General features: G+C 61.3%; 16 protein-coding genes. 4 read left to right on the top strand and 12 right to left on the bottom strand.

The window, feature by feature from the left end; all coding sequences use genetic code 11:
- Positions 1 to 17: 17 nt before the first annotated feature.
- The 5 genes from accC to AAC126_RS02500 all read right to left on the bottom strand — a co-directional run bounded on the left by accC (position 18) and on the right by AAC126_RS02500 (position 3580).
- Positions 18 to 1364: an acetyl-CoA carboxylase biotin carboxylase subunit gene (gene accC / locus AAC126_RS02520; protein ID WP_339849707.1), complete on the bottom strand. Its 1347-nt coding sequence runs from the start codon at positions 1362 to 1364 to the stop codon at positions 18 to 20.
- A 15-nt stretch (positions 1365 to 1379) separates the two neighbouring features.
- Positions 1380 to 1814: an acetyl-CoA carboxylase biotin carboxyl carrier protein gene (accB, locus tag AAC126_RS02515; protein ID WP_339849705.1), complete on the bottom strand. Its 435-nt coding sequence runs from the start codon at positions 1812 to 1814 to the stop codon at positions 1380 to 1382.
- An 18-nt stretch (positions 1815 to 1832) separates the two neighbouring features.
- Positions 1833 to 2282 carry a type II 3-dehydroquinate dehydratase gene (gene aroQ / locus AAC126_RS02510; protein ID WP_339849703.1) on the bottom strand — a complete coding sequence of 150 codons (450 nt, stop codon included), beginning with the start codon at positions 2280 to 2282 and terminating at the stop codon, positions 1833 to 1835.
- A 79-nt stretch (positions 2283 to 2361) separates the two neighbouring features.
- On the bottom strand, positions 2362 to 2928 hold the full coding sequence (locus AAC126_RS02505) for a PAS domain-containing protein (protein ID WP_339849700.1): 567 nt from the start codon (positions 2926 to 2928) through the stop codon (positions 2362 to 2364).
- Between the two features lie 151 nt (positions 2929 to 3079).
- A complete protein-coding gene (locus AAC126_RS02500) occupies positions 3080 to 3580 on the bottom strand; it encodes a MarR family winged helix-turn-helix transcriptional regulator (RefSeq protein ID WP_339849697.1) in 501 nt (166 codons plus the stop codon).
- A gap of 116 nt (positions 3581 to 3696) precedes the next feature.
- Between AAC126_RS02500 and hppD the strand changes: the two genes are divergently transcribed.
- Positions 3697 to 4788 carry a 4-hydroxyphenylpyruvate dioxygenase gene (gene hppD / locus AAC126_RS02495; RefSeq protein ID WP_339849695.1) on the top strand — a complete coding sequence of 364 codons (1092 nt, stop codon included), beginning with the start codon at positions 3697 to 3699 and terminating at the stop codon, positions 4786 to 4788.
- Between the two features lie 157 nt (positions 4789 to 4945).
- The gene (locus tag AAC126_RS02490; RefSeq protein WP_339849693.1) at positions 4946 to 6202 is read left to right on the top strand and encodes an MFS transporter; all 1257 of its coding nucleotides are present in this window, start codon (positions 4946 to 4948) and stop codon (positions 6200 to 6202) included.
- A 15-nt stretch (positions 6203 to 6217) separates the two neighbouring features.
- Here the strand turns inward: AAC126_RS02490 and AAC126_RS02485 are convergent, their stop codons facing one another.
- Both AAC126_RS02485 and AAC126_RS02480 read right to left on the bottom strand, forming a co-directional pair.
- The gene (locus tag AAC126_RS02485; protein WP_339849689.1) at positions 6218 to 7015 is read right to left on the bottom strand and encodes a DsbA family protein; all 798 of its coding nucleotides are present in this window, start codon (positions 7013 to 7015) and stop codon (positions 6218 to 6220) included.
- A 102-nt stretch (positions 7016 to 7117) separates the two neighbouring features.
- Positions 7118 to 8452, bottom strand: a complete 1335-nt coding sequence (locus tag AAC126_RS02480; protein WP_339849686.1) for a M48 family metalloprotease — start codon at positions 8450 to 8452, stop codon at positions 7118 to 7120.
- 133 nt (positions 8453 to 8585) lie between these two features.
- Here AAC126_RS02480 and AAC126_RS02475 point away from each other — a divergent pair, with 133 nt between their 5' ends.
- Positions 8586 to 10148, top strand: coding sequence for a gamma-glutamyltransferase (locus AAC126_RS02475; protein WP_339849684.1), 1563 nt, complete (start codon positions 8586 to 8588; stop codon positions 10146 to 10148).
- Positions 10149 to 10167: 19 nt separating this feature from the next.
- The gene (locus AAC126_RS02470; protein ID WP_339849681.1) at positions 10168 to 11319 is read left to right on the top strand and encodes an aminotransferase class I/II-fold pyridoxal phosphate-dependent enzyme; all 1152 of its coding nucleotides are present in this window, start codon (positions 10168 to 10170) and stop codon (positions 11317 to 11319) included.
- Between the two features lie 23 nt (positions 11320 to 11342).
- Here the strand turns inward: AAC126_RS02470 and AAC126_RS02465 are convergent, their stop codons facing one another.
- From AAC126_RS02465 to AAC126_RS02445, 5 genes are all read right to left on the bottom strand, one after another.
- On the bottom strand, positions 11343 to 14534 hold the full coding sequence (locus AAC126_RS02465; RefSeq protein WP_339849678.1) for an efflux RND transporter permease subunit: 3192 nt from the start codon (positions 14532 to 14534) through the stop codon (positions 11343 to 11345).
- A 10-nt stretch (positions 14535 to 14544) separates the two neighbouring features.
- A complete protein-coding gene (locus AAC126_RS02460) occupies positions 14545 to 15654 on the bottom strand; it encodes an efflux RND transporter periplasmic adaptor subunit (protein ID WP_339849675.1) in 1110 nt (369 codons plus the stop codon).
- Positions 15655 to 15720: 66 nt separating this feature from the next.
- The gene (locus tag AAC126_RS02455) at positions 15721 to 16266 is read right to left on the bottom strand and encodes a PadR family transcriptional regulator (RefSeq protein ID WP_339849671.1); all 546 of its coding nucleotides are present in this window, start codon (positions 16264 to 16266) and stop codon (positions 15721 to 15723) included.
- A gap of 156 nt (positions 16267 to 16422) precedes the next feature.
- Positions 16423 to 17112 carry an SDR family NAD(P)-dependent oxidoreductase gene (locus tag AAC126_RS02450; RefSeq protein WP_339849669.1) on the bottom strand — a complete coding sequence of 230 codons (690 nt, stop codon included), beginning with the start codon at positions 17110 to 17112 and terminating at the stop codon, positions 16423 to 16425.
- A gap of 41 nt (positions 17113 to 17153) precedes the next feature.
- Positions 17154 to 18625 (bottom strand): thiamine pyrophosphate-dependent enzyme (locus AAC126_RS02445; protein WP_339849667.1); only part of this gene is annotated, 1472 nt, incomplete at its 5' end.

Here is an 18625-nt window from a genome sequence, read left to right as displayed (position 1 = left end):
GCGAGGGGCCGAACCGGTCAGACCGGTTCAGCGAGGAAAGTTTTCTCAAGCCAGTGTATGTCGTATTCGCCGTTGATGAAATCAGGTGCCTGGGAAAGATCCTGATGCAGAGGCACGGTGGTCTCGACATTGCTGATGACGATCTCGTCCAAAGCCCGGCGTAGCCGCAACAAACACTCGTTCCGGTTCGCACCGTGAACGATCAGCTTGGCGACCAGGCTGTCATAGTAAGGCGGTATCTGATAGCCGGCATAGAGCGCCGAATCGACCCTGACCCCGAGGCCTCCCGGTGCGTGATAGTCGGTCACGCGGCCGGGTGACGGCATAAAGGTGCGAGGGTTTTCCGCATTGATCCGGCACTCGATCGAATGGCCGTTCAGCACGACATCGTCCTGGGTGAAGGACAGGGGCGCGCCGGATGCGATCTGGATCTGCTCGCGCACAAGATCGATACCGGTGATCATTTCGGTGATCGGATGTTCGACCTGCAGACGGGTATTCATCTCGATGAAGAAGAACTCGCCATCCTCGTACAGGAATTCCAGCGTACCGAGGCTGCGGTAATTCATCTTCGCGGTGGCGCTGGCGGCAATGGCGCCGATCTTCGCGCGTGCTTCCGCATTCAGGGCAGGCGAGGGGGCTTCTTCCAGGACCTTCTGGTGGCGCCGTTGCAGGGAGCAGTCGCGCTCGCCCAGATGCACCACGTGGCCATGGCCGTCACCGACGATCTGAACCTCGATATGGCGCGGTTTGGAGAGATAGCGCTCCATATAGACTTCGTCATTGCCGAACGCCGCCGCCGCTTCCCGGCGGGCCATGTTGTAGGCGTCGCTGACCTCGTCCCTGTTCTGGGCGATCTTCATACCGCGCCCGCCACCGCCGGCGGTGGCCTTGATCAGGACCGGAAAGCCGATCTCTTCGGCTGCCGCTATGGCGCCCTCGACCGAGGTGACCGGTCCGTCAGAGCCGGGCACGCAAGGAATGCCCAGCGCCTTCACCGTCCGCTTGGCGATGATCTTGTCGCCCATGTCACGGATATGCTGCGGCGAGGGGCCGATGAAGACGAAGCCGTGCGCTTCGACGATTTCGGCGAAATCCGCGTTTTCGGACAGAAAACCGACACCGGGATGGATGGCGTCGGCGCCGGTCACGGTCGCGGCGGTAAGGATGGCCGGGATGTTGAGATAGCTGTCCTTCGCGGCAGGCGGGCCGATACAGACACTCTCATCGGCCAGGCGCACATGCATCGCGTCCGCGTCGGCGGTCGAATGCACGGCAACGGTCCGTATGCCCATTTCCCGGCAGGCCCGGTGAATGCGCAGGGCCACGTCGCCGCGATTGGCGATTAGGACTTTCTCGAACATTTCGGCTCCAGCCCGCTACTCGATAACGATCAGCGGCTGGCCGAACTCGATCGGCTGCCCGTTCTGAACCAGTATGTCCTTCACCGTTCCGGCGCGGGGCGCGGGAATCGGGTTCATGACCTTCATGGCTTCGATAATCATCAGGGTCTGGCCTTCGGTGACCCTGGTGCCGACCGAAACGAACGGGGCCGAGTCGGGATCGGGGCCGAGATAGGCAGTGCCGACCATCGGGGAATTCACGGCGCCTGCAATATCAGCCGGCGCTGCGTCCGCAGAGGGCGCGATCGGTGCCGAAACCGGTGCCGCCGCTACACTGGCAACCTGTTGCACTGCGGGGCGGGCCACGCGGATCCGCCAATCGTCCGTCGCGTATTCGAGTTCGCCGAGGCCGGTCTCTTCCAGGAGGGCGGCGAGCTTTCTTACGAGTTTGCTGTCAATGTCGTGCGACAAAGGGGTCTCCGGGTTCGTTCAGGTGCGATCGAGTATCCGCGCCATACCATCAAGGGCCAGGACATAGCCCTGGGTTCCAAGGCCGACGATGATTCCTTCGGCAACGGATGAAATATAAGAGGTGTGGCGGAAGGCTTCGCGCCGGTGAATGTTCGAAATATGCACTTCGATCACCGGCAGGTCGGCCACGCGTAAAGCGTCGTGAATGGCGACGGAGGTGTGCGTATAAGCACCGGCATTGATGATAATCCCCGACGCGCTGCCGCGCGCCTGCTGGATGATCGTTACCATTTCGCCTTCGAAGTTCGATTGCCGGAAATCGGTCGCCAGCCCGAGTGTCGCCGCATGGTCGGCACACATGGCATCGACATCATCCAATGTCTCGGCCCCATAGAGCTCAGGCTCCCGGGTTCCAAGCATGTTCAGATTTGGACCGTTCAGGATAAGAATTTCCGGGCGTTCAGACACTATGCTCGCCTGCATCTCAGTTTCGAGGGTTATATCACGCGGTCCGGGTGACGCAATCGGAACCGGCCCCGCGAATCATCTAATATAACTGATCCGAGGAGTACATGGTGAGAATGGAGCTGCCTTTTTTCAGGCAGGTGCCGTCACTCGCATACGTGCCTTCATGGGATTGCGTGTTCTGGCGGGCATTGTCCGGGATGGTGTCGGTGACTTTTGTGCAGCCGAGAATGGTATCCAGATCGCCGGAAGGACCAGTCATAGGAAGAAACAGCCGCTGGACAATGACATGGCGTTTGTCGTGCAAGGTCTGTGGCGCCACGGTATGGACAAGAAATCCGGATTCCAGGCACTGGTTGAGACGCTCTTTCAAGAGAGCGGCGGTTCTGGCGGACAGGAAATCCTTCAGGGAACGGCCTCTGAGGCCCTGGCCGTAAAGTGTGTTCACCGCTTCACCGACGAGGTGATAGCGATAACAGTCGTGATCCGGCTCCCGCTGGCAAATCCAGACAAATGGAAGTGCCGGTCCAAGCTCAAGCGGTTCAATCGACTTGCGCGCCGGATAGGCATCGCCGGTGCGCCACGCGAACCATCGTTCCACCAATTTCCCTAATGTCGGGTCTTCGATGTTTTCGATTATCTGGCTCATTGCCTGAACTCTTTCCAAGAGCTTGGACGCGGTCCAAAGCGCGAATGCGCGAACCTCGATGGGAATCCGGATATCATGCCGCAATGGTTGAGGCAATAAACTGCGTGTGGAAGAGAGTTATTCTGAAACCTGGACGTCCTGACAACCACCTTTACGGAGTGGTTGTCATATTTTGAGCCATTTTTGTCAATTTTTCCAATAATTGAATTAACGTGTCTTTCTCTTCCGGGGTGAGGATTGAGGCAAGATGCTCTTCCCTTTCGAGTGCGATCGGCACGATTTGGTTGTAAATTGTCTGGCCGCTTTCGGAGAGAGATAATATTGCCCGGCGCCGATCATCAGGGTGAACCTGTTTCCGGATATGCCCCCCTTCCAGCAATTTTGCCGCGGCGCGGCTGACCTGAACCTTATCCATCGCGGCTCGCTGCCGGATATCGTTCGACGTCATGGGGCCATCACTGCCGAGAATGGCCACGAGCCGCCATTCGGGGATGCTGATATCGAATTCCGATGCATACAGCTTCTGGATGCTGCGCGAGACCAGTGATGAAAGCAGCGCCAGCCGATAGGGCAGAAAATTATCGAGAGCAAAGCCCTGTTTGGCTGGCATCGCATTGCCGGAGGTATCGACGTCGGTGTCTTGACTCTGCACGCGCAATCCTTAATTAGTTTCATATGTAACTAAATGTGATCTGCCCTGACGTTCCGTTCTCGCCGCTGCACTGTCAAGCGGGAGCGGAAGCCGGAGGCAGACCGGAGGAGACGTTCATGGCATCGGAAACACTTCCCCCAATTCCAGGCGGCACCATCGACAATCCGATGGCGACCGATGGTTTCGAGTTTGTTGAATATACAGCGCCGGACCCGGAAAACCTGAAGACGCTGTTCCGGACTCTCGGCTTTACAGCTGTTGCCAGGCACCGGTCCAAGGACGTGACGCTTTTCCGGCAGGGCGGCGTGAACTTCATCGTCAACGGGGAGCCGGACAGTTTCGCCCAGTCTTTCGCCCGGGTGCATGGCCCGTCCTGTTGCGCCATTGCGTTCCGCGTTAAGAATGCGGCGGCGGCGTATGACCGTGCCCTGAAACTCGGCGCCCGGCCGTTCGAAGGCAAGGTCGGGCCGATGGAACTCAATATTCCGGCGATCCACGGTATCGGCGACAGCCTGATCTATCTGGTTGACCGGTATGGCGGGCCGACCATCTATGACGTGGATTTCGTGCCACTGGATGGTGTGGAGCAGGTGCCTGCCGGAGCCGGTTTTACGATGGTCGATCACCTGACCCACAACGTGCATCGCGGGCGGATGGATGTATGGGCCAACTTTTACGAGAAGCTCTTCAATTTTCGCGAGATCCGGTATTTCGATATTGAGGGCAAGTTGACCGGCCTCAGGTCCAAGGCGATGACCAGCCCGTGCGGCAAGATCCGGATCCCGATCAACGAATCCGCCGACGACAAATCGCAGATCGAGGAATATCTCAACGCCTATAAGGGCGAGGGCATCCAGCATATCGCGATGGCAACCGACGATATTTTCGCCAGTGTCGAAGCGCTCAAGGCGGCAGGCTCCAGGTTCATGGCTCCTCCGCCCGACACATATTATGAAATGCTGGACGAAAGGCTGCCCGGGCATGGCGAGAATGTCGCGGACCTGAAGCAGCACGGTATTCTTATCGATGGTGCGCCAACCGAGGATGGCGGCCTGCTGCTGCAGATCTTCACCGAGACGGTGATCGGACCGATTTTCTTCGAGCTGATCCAGCGCAAGGGAGATGAAGGTTTCGGCGAGGGCAATTTCAAGGCGCTTTTCGAATCCATTGAACAGGACCAGGTCAAGCGCGGGGTTCTCGACGCCTGACAGAAGGCGCTTGACCGGACGGTGAATTCGCTCTTCGCTTCTATATGCAGCCCGCCGGCCGATGCTGGCGGGCTGTCGCATATTTGAACGGAGTATTCATGGTTCCGCTGTTGCAGTTCCGGGCACTCCGCGGTGCCGGCAGGTCCGGGGGCGTTTTATGACAGGCGCTACCGGACATGCCGTGCGCAGCGGTGCCGCGCGGGTTTTCTTTATTCTGTGCGCGTTTCTGACACTGGTGCAGATCAACCGCCTTGGTGGCGGTGTGATCGCCAATGCTCTGATTGAGCAGCGCGGCATTTCCCCGGCAGAGATCGGTGTGGTCATCGGCATCATGTCGCTTGCGGCGGCTTTCGTGCAGATCCCGATGGGGGTGCTGTTCGATCGCTATGGTGCGCGCCTCACCACGTCGGCACTGAGCCTGATCGCCGTGTGCGGTATGGTGCTCTTCGCGGTCTCTGATAACGCGGCGGGATTGGTTGGAGGGCGGGTGCTTCTCGGCTTCGGTCATGCAGGTGCCGTGACAACCGTTTATCTGATCGTGCTTGGCTGGGTCACCCCGGACCGTGTGGCCACGGTTTCAGCGCGGCTTATCGCTCTTTCCGGGGCGACAAGCGGCCTGCTCGCAACGGCCCCGCTCGCCATCATGCTGCAGCAAGCCGGGTTCACGGTGACGTTCCTGCTTCTCGCCTCGGCGATCCTCCTGGTGACGATCCTGATCTTTCTCTGGGGCCAGGATCACCCGCCCGGTGTCGCCCGCCCGGAACGGCCGCCGGAAAGTCTCGGCCAGGCTTTTTCGGCAATCCTGACAATGCTGCGTGATCGCGATCTTCGCGGGACCCTGATCATGGCAAGCTGTTTTGCCGCGCCCTTTGCCACCGTTGGCGGCCTCTGGGCCGGACCATACCTCAAGGAGGTTCACGGCCTTGGGCAAACCGAGGCCGGCTATGCGCTGCTCGCCATGGTTCTGGCGCAGAATGCCGGGACCCTGGGCTTCGGTCCGCTGGACCGGATTCTGAACTCCCGCAAGCGTGTGGTGCTGGGCAGTTGTGTGCTCATGGTGCTTTTGCTCGGCGTCATGACGGTGATCCCGCAGCCGCCGCTCTGGGGCGCCATGTTGCTGCTGATTGCCTTCGGCTTTGTCTCACCGTTCTTCGTTGTTCTGGCCGCGCATTGCCGGGGGTTCGTGCCAAATCATCTGGCGGGCCGGGCGATTACCGCCATGAGCCTTGTCGGCGTCGGCACGATCTTCTTCGCGCAATGGATCACAGGGCTGGTCGTGGATATTGCCGGTGGCGGCTCCGACCTGGCGTACAGGCTGGTCTTTGCCTGTGTCGCCGGGTTGATCGTGGTTGCAGCTGCATTCTACAGCCGGGTCCGGGATATTCCGCCGTCCGATCCTGCAAGCGGTCCTTAACCCGGCTCCTCCAGCCTAGCTTTTACGGGCGGCTTCGATCTGCTCGACCAGTGTGTCGAGGCTGACGGCGCCGGGCAGCAGCTCCTCGCCGACGATAAAGGCCGGTGTTCCATTCACGCCGAGAGACCGGGCAAGTACAACGGCTTCCTGGATGGTGCTCTGCGTCTCGGCGGACGCCATATCGGCCTTCAGTTTATCCAGGTCGAGGCCGACTTCACGTGCTGTCTGAAGCACAACGGCATCGCTGAGCCGTCCGCGATAGGCCATGAGCGCGATGTGAAATTCCTGGTAGGCGCCCTGATTCCGGGCCGCGATGGAGGCCTGTGCCGCGGTAACCGATGCCGGGCCGAGGATCGGGAACTCCTTCATGACCCAGCGGACATTCGGATCCTGTTTCAGCAGTTGCATCACCGGGTCGACCATGCGTTTGCAGTAACCGCACTGGTAGTCGAAAAACTCGACGACTGTGACATCGCCATCCGGATTTCCGATCACCGGGTCTTTCGGGTTACCCACGATCTGGTCCTGAAGCTTTGTGAGCGCGTCGCGCTGGCTTTCCTTCTGTGCCAGTTCCTGGCGCGCTTGCATGGCGTTCAGGGATTCAACGATCACTTCCGGATGCGCCATGATGTAATCGCGGATGGCGCTGTCGAGCGCCGACTTCTGGTCCGCTGAAAAGGGCTCCGCGGCAACAGCCGGCTGGCTGGCCGGGAAAACCGTCAGGCTGGCGGCAAGGGCCAGCGCCGGTATCAACGCTCTGCGGAATGTCGTGAGGGTCGTCCTGGCGGTCATCGTGCGTACCTTTCCGGTCATGCTTTCTTCATTGACGCATGTGAGTGCGCAAATGTGATGCGGCCCGCCAGCGCTGACAAGCCACGTTATCGTTATTGCGTATTGAGCATGGGAAGGTTGGAGCTAGTTTTTCTTCTTCCGCTCCCGGTCGCGCGGAGTCGAAAGTTCCTCGATGTCGGAGGCCCGCAGCCAGGCTTCCGTATGCGGCTTGAGCTTCTGCTTTGCCCGGTTTGCCTGCAGCGCCGCGTCATGTTCCTGGCCAGCGCGGAAGGCTTCTTCGGCAAGGGCAAGGGCGGACATGCCATGTTCTCCGTTTCGTCCATAGGCAATGGCAAGCTGCCGCCATGCAAAGGTCGAATTCGGAATGAGTTGCACGACATGCTCGAGATGCGTCTGTGCCTCCTGATCCTTTTCCGGCGTATCGAGGGCGAGCAGGACCCGTGACAGCTCCAGCTCGATCCTGGGAGCGTCGGGCAATGCCTCATGCGCCTTTCGATAGGCGACTTCCGCCTCGGCCGGTTTGGCGTCTTCGAACTGGATCTGGCCCTTCAGCTCGTAGAAATACGGATCGTCCGGATAGTCCGCCAGCAAATCGTCGACCAGGCTGACGGCTTTCTCGGCATCCGGCAGCCGGTAGGTGGCCACGGCGCGGGCATAGCGGGCTTCCACCGATGTGTCCGTGTCGGGATAGGCCTTGAATGTGCGGGCCGGGGAGCGGATGAAACCATGCAGCTTGGCGACCATGCGGCGATGCTTTTGCTGCAGGTCCTCCGGCAGTTTTTCGTCGCTGTAGCGGGAGTTTTTAACCTGCTCCTCGACAAAGGCAATCCGGTCCCGGGTCAGCGGGTGGGTGCTGGCATAGGGCGAACGGCTGCGGCCGCTCAGCAATTCCTGACCGCTCAGAGTCGAGAGGAATTCCAGCATGCCCCTGGAGGATTCGCGATTGCTTTCGAGGAACCGGATACCGGCCTGGTCGGCGGAGGATTCCTGTGCCCGGCTATATTGCAGCAACGAGCCTTGAACAGCAGCCTGGCTGCCCTGGATAATTGCAGTCGCGGCATCGCCGCGGCCGGTTGCCAGGGCGGCGCCGGCTCCAAGGATAATACCGAGCAGGGCGTTCTGGCTGGCATTGCGGAGGATCTCTCCGCTCCGCGCCAGATGACCGCCGGCAATATGGCCGGTTTCGTGCGCGATCACGCCGAGCAGCTGTTCCGGTGTCTCCGTCGCCATCAGCAGGCCGGTATGGAAGAAGATGTTCTGACCGCCGGCGACGAAGGCATTCAGCGTATCGTCATTGATGAAATAGAGATCGATGGCCGAAGGTGACAGGCCTGCGCTCTGGAAGACCGGGGTTGCAAGTTCGCGGATATAAAGTTCGATCTCCGTATCGGTAATATAGGATCGCGCATCCGCGGGCCGGGACCATCCGGCAAGAATGGTCAGCGCAAAAACGAACATAATTAGATGCTTGCCAACTAGGGCTTTGCACTTCATGGATTTGGGTCCGAGCCTATTGGTACCGTGCATGGTCTTGTAATGTGCGCGAGTCCGGGGCTGCATTCAATAGCCAGCGGCGATTTGAGAGGACGTTATGTTTAAGAGGACCGTGCCCGTGGCATTGGCGCTTTGCGCCGGATTGCTTGCGGGCTGTGCGAGCGACGAGGCCATCGAGGTTACTGAAGGTTTCTTCGGATCCGTCGCCGTGGATGAGCCGCGGGCAGCCGTTATCGCCCAGGATGTACTGGTCCAGGGCGGCACTGCCGCCGACGCCGCCGTCTCCGCCTATTTCACCCTGGCCGTGACATTGCCGTCTTCCGCCGGACTTGGGGCGGGTGGTTCCTGTATTGCTTTCGATCCGGAGAGCAAGCGTTTCGAACGCCTCTCATTCCTGCCTCAGGCCGTGTCGGATGAGCAGAATGCAATTGCCGCCCCGCTTGGCCCGCGCGCGATATTCGCCCTGCATGCCCGTTATGGCCGCCTGCCGATCACACAGCTGATCGGCGTGTCGGAGCAGCTTGCCCGGTTTGGCGAGCCCGTCTCCCGCCGCCTCGCGGAGGATCTGGTGCGTGACGGATCCGTATTACGGCCGTCGGGGCCGGGACGTCCGAATGTCCTCGCGCCGAATGGCGCGGTATTGCAGGCGGGAAGCTCCCTGGTACAGCTGGATCTCGCCTCCACTTTTGGCCGGTTGCGGGTTGCCGGGATCGGTGATCTCTATTCAGGTCAACTCTCCCGCCGCTTCATTGCCGGCGCCGAAGCCGCAGGCTACAGGGTCGATCAGGCCCGCCTGCGCAGTACCGTTCCAGTCTGGACCGATGCCGAAGGTGTCGGTTTCGACAATCATGTCTGGGCTGTCGCAGCCAGCCGCGTCGCCGATAGCGCCTTGATCGAAAAGACGCTTTCTCTTGCTCTTCATGAAGCCGACTGGTCGTCCGCGCCGCAGGACATGGACCCGTTGATGCTGGCTGAGATGGAAGTCCGCTCCGCCAACGCAGTGGCGAACGGTGATGTCGATTCGAGCGCCGACGCGGCCGCTCGATTGTTTGACAATTTCCATCCCGGAGCCGCCCGCACCACGCCAACTCCCGGCGCGGTCTCTTTGTTCGGCGGGGATTCGCGGTCCGGGGCGACGAGCTTTGCCATTACCGACCGCACCGGTATGTCGGTTGGCTGCGCGTTGACCATGAACACCCCCTTCGGTACGGGGCAGGCGCTTCCGGATCTCGGGTTTATTCCGGCACCGGCGCTGCCCGCTCCTAATCCTCCGCTGGCCGCTGCGGTGATCGCAGGCAACACCAATGCCTGGCAGGTCCATATGACCGCGATGGCGACCGGTGGCAGGCAAGCGATTTCCGCCCTGATCCCGTCGATTGCCCGGCACTATCTCGGCAAACAGGATATGGCCGCCGCCGTGGCTGCGCCGCGCTCCCATTTCGATCCGGCGGCGGGCGTGATTGCAGTCGAGTCCGGTATCACACCGGCAGCCGGAGCACTCGCCGCCAGTGCGGGCTATCCGGTGCAGCCAGCCTCCCAGCCGATAGGTGCCGTGCGTCTGTTCCGTTGCAAGGAGGGAATCCCGCGCAGCGACAAGGATTGCGGCATTGCCGACGATCCGCGTGGACGCGGCATGATCCTCTTCGAAGGCGCCAAATAACAAGCTGAAAGGCAAGCCCGTGACCCTGAAAATATCCCGGCGGGGAGATGTCCCCGCCTTCATCGTCATGGATGTGATGGAAGAAGCCGGACGTCTGGAGAATGCCGGTAAGGATGTGCTGCATCTTGAAGTCGGCCAACCATCCACGCCGGCCCCGAAGGGCGTTCTGGAAGCGGCGCGAAAAGCGCTGGATGACGACCGGATCGGCTACACGCTCGCGGCGGGCCTGCCCCCGCTGCGGGAGCGGATCGCACAGCACTATAAAAGCTGGTACGGCGTTTCGCTGGACCCGTCACGGATCATGGTGACGACCGGTTCTTCCGGTGCTTTCCAGATCGCCTTTCTCGCGGCTTTCGATGTTGGCGATCGGGTCGCCATGGCGTCGCCGGGATATCCGGCCTATCGCAATATCCTGTCCGCCCTTGGTGTCGAGCCCGTGCTGCTGGAGACGGAGCGCGAGCATCGTTACCAGCCGACACCGGCATTGCTGGATGCGGTCGAGGGAGAGCTGGACGGCCTGATCATTGCCAGCCCCTCCAACCCGACCGGCACGATGCTGGGGGAAGAGGAAATGGCGGCGCTGACCCGCTATTGCCGGGAAAAGGGCATCCGGCTGGTCTCGGACGAAATCTATAACGGGATCGATTTCGGTATCCGTTCCGTGTCGGCGCTCGAAAGCGACGATCAGGCAATCGTCATCAACAGTTTCTCGAAATATTTCTGCATGACCGGCTGGCGGCTCGGCTGGATGGTTGTGCCGGATGATCTGGCGCTCTCCATGGAGCGGCTGGCCCAGAACCTGTTCATCTCGCCGCCGACGCTCTCCCAGTTCGCGGGGATGGCGGCTTTCGACTGCGAGGAAGAACTACGGGCCAACGTGGCACGCTATGCCCGGAACCGCGAGGTTTTGCTGAACGAGCTACCGGCGGCCGGTCTGGATGAACTCGCCCCGGCGGATGGCTCGTTCTACATCTACGCGGATGTCAGCCGCTTCACCAATGACAGCGTCGATTTCTGCAAGCACATGCTGAACGAGATCGGCGTCGCGGCCACGCCGGGCATGGATTTCGACCCTGCACGTGGCCACCGCTCGTTACGGTTTTCCTTTGCCGGAAGCACGGCGGACATGGTCGAGGCAAGCAGCCGGCTCAAGAGCTGGCTGAAGCGCTGACCTTTCTCTCGTCCGCCGTATCTTTATTCCGCGGCATTGGGAGCACTGCCGCCCCCAACCGGAAAGCCGCTATCCTGATCGCGTCCGGCCTTGCGGGCCCGCCGGGCGGCGCGCCAGTCCTGATAATTGCCCCGGAGCTGAAGCGCTGACGGGGTGACGATCAGGGTCAGGATCGTGGCGAATCCCATGCCGAAGACGATGGCGGAGGCAAGCGCGACCCACCACTGGGTCGATGGCGCTCCGACCGAGACTTCCCGCGTGAACAGATCGATATTGAGCTGGAAGACCATCGGCAGCAGGCCGAGCATGGTCGTGATCGTGGTCAGCATCACCGGACGAAGCCGCTGGGCGCCGGTTCGCAGGATCGCCTCCATGGTGCTGCCCGTGGTCGTCTTCAGCGCATCGAACGTGTCGATCAGCACGATATTGTTGTTCACCACGATACCGGCCAGCGCGATCACGCCGATGCCGCTCATCACGATGCCGAAGGGCTGACCCGTGATCATCAGGCCGATCATCACGCCGATGGTGGACATGATCACGGCGCTCAGGATCAGGAAGGCGCTGTAGAAGCTGTTGAACTGGGTGACCAGGATGATGGCCATGATGAACAGCGCAACGCCGAAAGCCTTGCCGAGGAAGTCCTGGGCGGCCTTCTGCTCCTCGTCCTCCCCCTTGAACTTGTAGCTCACGCCGTCCGGCAGTTTGGTCTTCCCAAGCCAGGCGGTCAGCTCCTGGACCTTTTCGTCGGCCAGCACACCGGGGAGCACGTCCGCCTTCACCGCCATGACCTGACGGGCGTCTGACCGCTTGATGGTTCCGACTTTGGCTTGTGGCGACCAGGAGACGAAGTTGCGCAAGGGCACCAGCCCCTTGTCCGTCATCATCCGGATCGCGAGGAACTGGTCGAGACGGCGGGACGGACGGGGATAGCGGACGACAATGTCGATTTCCTCGTCGCTGTCGTTCGGCCGGAAGTCACTGATCTTGAGGCCGCGGGTGACGAGCTGCACGTAGCTGCCGATCAGGGCGATGTCGGCTCCGAATTTTGCCGCCTGCGCCCGGTCGACGGCGATCTGCCACTCGATGCCGGGAATGTGCCGGTCATCCTCGATATTCTGCAATCCAGTCATCTTGTCGAATTGTGCGCGCACCATTGCTGTTGCTTCGATCAGACGATCCGGATAGTTGGAGCGGAGCTGAACCTGCACGGCCTTGCCGGTGGGCGGGCCGCCTTCTTCCTTGGCCGTTTCGACGAAAATACCGGGATAGGCTTTTCCGCGTTCGGAGATCTCGGCCAGGATTTCATCCGCGGGCGCACGGTTCTGCCAGTCATCGAACTCTACCTGAATGGTGCCGATGACGTCCTCGGCCAGATCCTGTCCGCCGCCTTCCTTTTCGCCAACGAAGGTGTAGACGGACTTGAAACCGCCGATATCGAGAACTTCCTTCTCTATCTGGAAGACCAGCCGCGCCTTTTCCGCCGTCGACATGTTGCCACGGGCATGCACATGGACCATCGCGTTGTCGGGTTCGACCTCGGGGAAGAACTCCACGCCGTTGCCGTGATTGGCGTAATAATACTGCACACCGACCAGCAGTGCGGCCGCGGCCAGTATCACCTTGCCGGGATTGGTCAGCGCGAGTTTCAGAACCTTCAGATAGCCGCCGGTAAAGCCCCTGACCTTGTTCAGGTCGCCATTTTCCATGGCCGCGAGAGACTCCCGGCTTTCCTCGCTCTGGGCGCCGGACTTGCCGAAGATAGAACCGAGAGCCGGGACGAACAGCAAAGCCATGAAAAGAGAGGCGGTGAGGGTCGCGATCAGCGTGATCGGCAGGAACTTCATGAACTCGCCAACCACACCGGGCCAGAACAGCAGCGGCAGGAAGGCGGCAAGGGTCGTCGCCGTCGAGGCGATGATCGGCCAGGCCATGCGCTTGGCGGCTTCCGCATAAGCGGTGCGGCGGTCGAGCCCTTCCGACAATTTCCGGTCCGCATATTCCGTCACCACGATGGCGCCGTCGACCAGCATGCCGACCGCGAGGATCAGGCTGAACAGCACGACGATATTCACCGTCAGTCCGAGTGAGGACAGGGTCAGGATGCCGAGCAGGAAGGAGCCGGGGATGGCGATACCGACCAGTCCGGCGGAGCGGTAACCGAGGGCACCGACAATCACGATCATGACCAGCAGGACCGCACTCAGAACGTTGTTCCTGAGGTCGGTCAGCATGGTCCGGATCTGGCCGGACTTGTCCTGGCTGAAGGTCGCGGTCACGCCGGCGGGCCAGGCTTTCTGGGTCTCGGCGACGATGGCGCGGACATTCTCGACCGTCTCGATGACGTTTGTGCCGATCCGCTTGGTGATTTCGATGCCAATCGCAGGCCTGCCATCAAGCCGGGCATGGGTGTCCCGGTCCTTAAAGCCACGCTCGACATAGGCGATGTCGCGCACCCGGACCACGGCATCGCCGTTCGTCTTGATTGGCTGGTCGAGGATGTCCTGCAGGTTTTCGTAAAGGCCGGGCACCTTGATCGGAAACCGGCCGTTGCCGGTGTCGAGTGTACCGGCGGCAACCAGCTGGTTCGAGCGGGCGACGGTGTTGAGGACCGCCGTCGCGTCGATGTTGTAGCTGTCGAGGCGCAGCGGATCGATGACGATCTCGACCAGCTCCTCGCGTTCGCCCGTGAGTTTCGCCTCGAGCACGGAGGTGATGCCCTCGATCTCGTCGCGGAGATTGCGGGCGAGGTGCAGCATGGTGCGTTCGGGCAGCTCGCCGGAAAGGGTCACGACCAGGATGGGGAACAGGCTCACATTGACTTCGTGAACCGTCGGCTCATCCGTTTCCTCGGGCAGCTCCGGCTTGGCGAGATCGACTTTCTCACGGACATCCAGCATTGCCTGATCGGCATCGAAACCGGCGGTGAATTCCAGGGTGACGTTCGCGCCGCCTTCGTAGGCGGTGGCGCGCATTTCCTTCACGCCCTCGATACCGCGCAGCTCGGACTCCATCGGCTTCAGCAGAAGCCGTTCGGCATCCTCCGGCGAGATGCCGTCATGCTTCATCGAGACGTAGATGATCGGGATATTGACGTCCGGATCCGCCTCTTTCGGGATCGTCACATAGGCGACCGCTCCGGAAATCAGGATCAGGGCCAGCACCATCAGGGTGGTGCGGCTGCGGTGCAGGGCGGCGTCGATCAGCGCATGCATCGGGCGATCCTCAGCTTGCTTTGGCGGCGTCGGTGCCGACGGCGGATTCAGGAACGGCCCGTACGGTCTCGCCGTCGGAGACGAATTCCTGGCCGACCGTGATCAATTGTGCACGCTCCGGCAGGCCGGTGACGTAGGCCCAGTCCGCATCGCTGTCGAGCACGTCCACCTTGTTGAAGCGGACGGTGCTGGAAGCATCGACGGTCATCACCCCGAGCTGGCCATCGTCGTTCAGTGTGAAGACACCGGCCGTGAGCTTGTGGGCAGTGACCTCCGGAAGCGGCAGGATGACGCCGGCAGTAATGCCAAGCTCCAGATTCATGTCCGGATTGGGCACTTCGAGTTCGACCCGGAATGTCCTTGTTTCGGAATCGGCGGCAGCGGAGATGTAGCGGATGGTTCCCGTCAGATCGGTGCCATCGAGCAATTTGGCTTTACCCGGCTGCCCGACGCCGAGTTTGATGCGCTCCTGCTCGGAGACCTGGGCGACGACGAGAATCGGGTCGAGATCGTAAAGAGTCGCTACAGGATCGCCGCTCTGCAAGACGTCGCCAATTTCCACATGCACATCGTCGAGCACGGCATCGAACGGCACTGAAATGGTGAGGCGCCGGATTTCTTCTTCGATGATGGCGAGCTCGGCCTTGGCTTCCTGAAGATTGGCAAAGGATTCCGCGCGGGTGGTCTGTGCCTGAAAGCCTTTGTCGGCAAGCTTGTCGGCGGCGTTGAACTGCGTTTCGCGCTGCGCGATCCGGGCTTTCGCCATCTGCCGTCTGGCTTCCCTGTCTTCCGGATCAAAGCGGATGATGGGCGCGCCTTTCTTCACCAGATCGCCGTCTTTTGCCTCGAGCGCTACGACCTTGCCGAGGATCTGTGCTTTCAGCTCGATCTGCCGGGAAGGGGCTGTCCGGCCGGTGATGATCACGGCCGAGCGGTACGGCTCCGCGACACTTTCGCGGATACGCACGGCAGACATTGCCTGAGCGGGAGCCGCGGCTTTTGCATCCGCGGCGTCTTCGCCTTCCGTGTGGCTCCCGTTCGCGAACTGGCCAGACAGAATCCATGCAGCAGTCCCGACGGCAATGACGGTGGCCAGCAGGATGGAATAGTTGATTCTCATAGGACCTCGGCAGGGCTGTATGGTTTTGGAGCGCAGGCGCGCGTCCCGAATGTTTCGTGCGGCACTTTATTCAGCGGCATGGCGTGCCTCGTCATTCAGTTCCGCCAGGAAGGCGTCACGGTTGGCCCGCATATAATCGGCGGCCGCGCGGTAGATGGTGCCGCCAAGGCCACGGACGAAATTCATGCCGGGCTCGCCGGCACAGTTCGGACCGAATTCGTCCAGCTCGCATTGCTGGGAATCGTAGAACGCAATCCGCTCATCGATCAGACGCGCGATTTTTTCGGGCGTCTGATAACGGGCAAAGAAAAGCAGGAAGAACAAGTCGGACCGAACCTGATCCGGTTCCGGTTCGGTATCGCAGGCGCGGCGCAGGGCGGCTTTACCCGCCTCTGTCAGGGAATAGACCTTCTTGTCCGGGCGGCCGTCCTGGGCTTCTTCGGTGACTGTTACCAGCCCGTCCTCGGCAGCGCGTGTCAGGGCGGGATAGATGGCGCCGAGCGACGCCTTCTGGAAATGCGCAAATGGTCCTTCCGCGAATTGCTTGCGGATTTCGTAGCCTGTCGCATCCCGGCGGCTGAGCACTGCGAGGCAGAGTGTTTTTACATCCATGAACGAGCCTGCTTATATCGGTCCGATATATAACGGGCCGATATATGGGGCATGCATCCAGAAATGGAAGAGAAAAAAATCAGTGACGCTTTATGGTGTGCGATTGCCCGCATTTTGTGACTATCGGGCAACAGGTCCGAGCAACAAATTCCGGCGTCAGAATGTCTCTTTCCAGGGCCGGAGTTCGATCTCCCAGGCCCAGCTTGAGCGCGGTTGCCGGTGAAAATGCAGATAGCTCTCGGCGATCGCATCCGGATCGAGCAGCTTGTCCTCGCCCGGGGCTTCCCGCTGATCGTCCGCCGTCCGGATGCCGCCATCGATCACGAAATGACCGATATGGATATTTTGCGGGTGCAGCTCGCGGGCCATGGATTGCGCAAGGCCGCGCAGTCCGAACTTGCCCATCGCGAAAGGTGCCGACTGAGGATAGCCCTTTACCCCGGCCGACGCGCCGGTCAGCAGGATGCTGCCATGACCGGTCTTCAGCATGCGTTTTGCCGCCTGTTGCGCCACCAGAAAAGCCCCGTGGCAGGTAACGGTCGTGGCGGCCAGGACTTCATCGGGGTCAAGCTCGGCAATCGGACCGCGTGCCCGTTTCGAGGCATTGAAGACGACAATGTCCGGGCTGCCGAGCGCGTCATCCAGCCAGGTGAACAGGCTGGCGACACTGGTCTTGTCGGCAACATCGCAAGCCTGCGTCAGGGCACCGGTCTCCGTGGCCAGGTCTGCCAGCTTCTCCGTGTCACGGGCCGCCAGCGCGACCTTCATGCCGTTTGCCGAAAAAAGACGGGAGAGGGAGGCGCTGAGACCGGCGCCGGCTCCCACGATCAGGGCTGTTTCGCTCATAGCTCATCCAAAGGTTCGGACAGTGCCGGGCCGGAACGCCGTTACCGCTTCGGTCGCGACGGTCCGGGCCTGATCACCGGCCAGGGTTCCGGGAATTCACCGACCGGAACCTCGATCAGGGTCGGCCGCCCGGCGGCGAAACCTTCCTCGATCTTTTTCCGAAGCTCGGTGGGTGTGGTTGCGCGCAAACCTAGCGCACCACAGCTCTCGGCCAGCTTCACGAAATCGGGATTGGTGAATTCGCTGCCGATCACCCGGTTGTCATAAAGCTCTTTCTGCATCCGCATCACATTGCCGTAGGCACCGTCCGCGAAGACCACGGCGACAACATTGATGCCGTGATGCACGGCGGTCGCGAGCTCCGGCATGGTGTACATGAAGCCGCCATCGCCATTGATCGACAGCACCTGCTTGTCCGGATGCGCAACCTGCACGCCGAGCGCGGTGGCATAGCCGTAGCCGAGGGTGCCCTGATAACCGGGCGAGATCAGCGTGCGCGGGGCGTAGGTCGGAAAACCGATGCGGCAGGCATAGGCGACCTGGGTGAATTCATCGACCAGGAAGCCATCTTCGGGCAGCGCGTCGCGCAGGGTGGCCGCCCATTCCATCTGCGGGCCGATCTTGGCCTCGAACTGTGCCTGAAACTCCGCCTTGAGAGCTTCCATCTCGTCGGTACGAGAGGGCCGCGCGCGATTATGGGCGGGGATCTTGTCGAGCAATGCCCGGGTGCCGCCTGCCGCGTCGGCGACAATGCCGACATCCGGCTTCGCGACCCGCGCCAGCTCGGTGGGATCGATATCGAGATGGATAATGCCGAGACGGTCATCCGTGCCCCATGTCATCCGCTCATGCTGCAGGCGGCAGCCGATGGAAATCACCACGTCGGCATCGCCCCAGAGCCGGTTACCCGCCGGATGGTGCAGGGAAAGCGGGTGCCGGTCATCCAGCACACCCTTGCCATTCATGTAGGACACGACAGGCGCCTGCAGCATTTCCGCCAGCGCGCGGATTTCCTCCGCCGCTTCATAGGCACCGCCGCCGACGAAAATCATCGGGTTGCTGGCCTCGCCGAGCATCCGGGCGGCCTTTGCGATCAGGTCCGGATCGGGCTCCGGCGGTTCCGGTGCCGTGGTCGGCGTGATCGGGCCGACCGGGCTTTTCAGATGCAATTGATCGAGCGGCATTTCGATGCCGACCGGGCGCGGGCGTCCGCTCCAGAGTTCCCGGAAGGCCTGATCCATGACGGCGGGGACTTCGGAGGGGTGATTGATCCTGTGGGACCATTTCGTCAGCCGCTCCATCTGGCCGAGCTGATCGGGGATCTCGTGCAACATGCCGAGGCCGCGACCGATGGTGTTGCTCGGGATCTGCCCGGTCAGGGCAAGGACGCGGGCGTTGCATCCGTAGGCGGTGGAGAGCGCGGCGAAGGTGTTCAGCAAGCCGGGACCGGGAACCACGGCATAGGCGCCGACCTTGCCGGTCGACTGGGCATAGCCGAAGGCCATGTAGGCGG

It is taken from the genome of uncultured Nisaea sp., from assembly GCF_963974195.1.
Classification (GTDB): Bacteria; Pseudomonadota; Alphaproteobacteria; order Thalassobaculales; family Thalassobaculaceae; genus Nisaea.
The sequence above is the reverse complement of the archived record's forward strand: the minus strand, read 5'-3'. Positions and strand labels throughout refer to the sequence as shown.

Excerpts from the sequence above, each read along its gene's own strand:
- AAC126_RS02480 (WP_339849686.1), bottom strand. The coding sequence starts at position 8,452 with ATGTTCGTTTTTGCGCTGACCATTCTTGCCGGATGGTCCCGGCCCGCG.
- AAC126_RS02485 (WP_339849689.1), bottom strand. The coding sequence starts at position 7,015 with ATGACCGGAAAGGTACGCACGATGACCGCCAGGACGACCCTCACGACA.
- AAC126_RS02465 (WP_339849678.1), bottom strand. The coding sequence starts at position 14,534 with ATGCATGCGCTGATCGACGCCGCCCTGCACCGCAGCCGCACCACCCTG.
- AAC126_RS02490 (WP_339849693.1), top strand. The coding sequence starts at position 4,946 with ATGACAGGCGCTACCGGACATGCCGTGCGCAGCGGTGCCGCGCGGGTT.
- AAC126_RS02475 (WP_339849684.1), top strand. The coding sequence starts at position 8,586 with ATGTTTAAGAGGACCGTGCCCGTGGCATTGGCGCTTTGCGCCGGATTG.
- accC (WP_339849707.1), bottom strand. The coding sequence starts at position 1,364 with ATGTTCGAGAAAGTCCTAATCGCCAATCGCGGCGACGTGGCCCTGCGC.
- hppD (WP_339849695.1), top strand. The coding sequence starts at position 3,697 with ATGGCATCGGAAACACTTCCCCCAATTCCAGGCGGCACCATCGACAAT.
- AAC126_RS02460 (WP_339849675.1), bottom strand. The coding sequence starts at position 15,654 with ATGAGAATCAACTATTCCATCCTGCTGGCCACCGTCATTGCCGTCGGG.
- AAC126_RS02450 (WP_339849669.1), bottom strand. The coding sequence starts at position 17,112 with ATGAGCGAAACAGCCCTGATCGTGGGAGCCGGCGCCGGTCTCAGCGCC.
- AAC126_RS02505 (WP_339849700.1), bottom strand. The coding sequence starts at position 2,928 with ATGAGCCAGATAATCGAAAACATCGAAGACCCGACATTAGGGAAATTG.
- AAC126_RS02455 (WP_339849671.1), bottom strand. The coding sequence starts at position 16,266 with ATGGATGTAAAAACACTCTGCCTCGCAGTGCTCAGCCGCCGGGATGCG.